1 protein-coding gene is annotated in these 692 nt (G+C 59.0%); it reads left to right on the top strand.

What is annotated here, in order from left to right; genetic code table 11:
• Positions 1–692 (top strand): UTP--glucose-1-phosphate uridylyltransferase (locus SM765_RS23005; RefSeq protein WP_368981943.1); only part of this gene is annotated, 692 nt, incomplete at both ends.

Here is a 692-nt window from a genome sequence, read left to right as displayed (position 1 = left end):
CTGGTGCAATATGCCATCGACGAGGCTCGCGAGGCGGGGATCAAGGAATTCATCTTCGTGACCTCGCGTGGCAAGGGTGCATTGGAAGACTATTTTGACCAAGCCCCGATATTGGAGCAGGAGCTGCGCAAGAAAGGTAAGGATGCGCTGCTCGAAACTCTGAAGCACACCAATATGGAAAGCGGCGCCATCGCCTATATCCGCCAGCATCAGGCCCTGGGTCTGGGCCATGCGGTCTGGTGCGCGCGGCGGCTGATCGCCAACGAACCCTTCGCGGTAATCCTGCCCGACGATGTGATCGCGGCGGAAACCCCCTGTCTCAAGCAGATGGTCGAGGCCTATGCTGAAACCGGCGGTAACATGGTTGCGGCGATGGAAGTCGCACCGGAAAAGGCTGGTGCCTATGGTGTTCTGGATGTGAAGAACGACATGGGATCCGTGGTCGAGGCCCGTGGCATGGTCGAAAAACCGGCTATGGGTGAGGCGCCCTCCAATCTGGCGGTGATTGGCCGTTACATCCTTGAGCCCTCGGTGCTGCGCAATCTCAACAAGATGAAGCAGGGGGCGGGCGGCGAGATTCAGCTGACCGACGCCATTGCTCAGGACATCGAAAAAGATGTGCCTGTTTACGGCTATCGCTTCCGCGGCCAGCGCTTTGATTGCGGTTCCAAGGCAGGTTTCCTGCAGGCCAC

Origin of the sequence: Pseudophaeobacter sp. 1A09344 (assembly GCF_041008745.1) — a bacterium.
In the GTDB taxonomy this organism is placed as follows: Bacteria; Pseudomonadota; Alphaproteobacteria; order Rhodobacterales; family Rhodobacteraceae; genus Phycobacter; species Phycobacter gallaeciensis_A.
This window is presented reverse-complemented; position numbering and strand designations above follow the sequence as displayed.